The organism is Kitasatospora sp. NPDC059088 (genome assembly GCF_042738155.1).
Classification (GTDB): domain Bacteria; phylum Actinomycetota; class Actinomycetes; order Streptomycetales; family Streptomycetaceae; genus Kitasatospora.
Genome location: NZ_JBHYGR010000055.1, coordinates 25417 through 26173, shown reverse-complemented (window position 1 = coordinate 26173; position 757 = coordinate 25417). Strand labels below are relative to the sequence as shown.

1 pseudogene is annotated in these 757 nt (G+C 76.1%); it reads right to left on the bottom strand.

Going from position 1 to position 757, the window contains the following annotated elements:
* Positions 1–137: 137 nt before the first annotated feature.
* A pseudogene (locus ACFWXO_RS24085) lies at positions 138–602 on the bottom strand (NUDIX hydrolase); the annotation flags it as partial.
* Between the last annotated feature and the right edge of the window lie 155 nt (positions 603–757).

Here is a 757-nt window from a genome sequence, read left to right as displayed (position 1 = left end):
GCCCCCCCACCCCCCCCGGGGGGGGCGCGTTTGGGGTCCGCCCGCGTTGGGGCGGGGGGGGGGGGGGGTGGGGGGGGCGGGGGGGGCCCCCGGGGGGGGGGGGGGCGGGGGGGGGCCCCCCCCCCCCACGCGAGGTGGCCAGGGCCGGTGAGACGGTGGCCGTCGTGGGAGCGGATGTGCGGAGGGCCGGAGTGCAGGGCGTCGAGGATGCGGACGGCATAGACCTCGCTCATGCGGGCGACGACCTCATCAGGGGTGAACCAGGCGATGGCGGTGGACTCGGGGGAGAGCCGTTCGGCGCCGTCCTCCGGGTGGCAGCGGAAGACCAGGGCGACGATGCCGCGCGTCAAGTTCTTGTAGACGCCGGTCAGTCGGTCGACTCCGACCTTGAGGCCGGTCTCCTCGTGGATCTCGCGGCGCAGGCCGTCCTCGACGGTCTCGGTGAGTTCGAGGACGCCGCCCGGAGGCTCCCAGGTGCCGTTGTCGGCACGGCGGATCGCCAGCACGCGCCCGTCCTCGCGGACGACCGCTCCGGCGACTGACACGGAGTGGAGTGGCGTTGATGGGGGCTTCCTGGCGCTGTTGCTCACGCGCAGGAGGATAGGAGGCATGAAGGACCATGGCGAGTGGTGACGTGGTGTCGTCGGCCAAGGCGAAGTACCTGCAGGAGGGTTGGGGGCGGGGGGGGGGGGGGGCGCGGGGGGGGGGGGGGGGGGGGGGGGGGGGGGCGGGGGGGGGGTGGGGGTCGGGGTGTCGG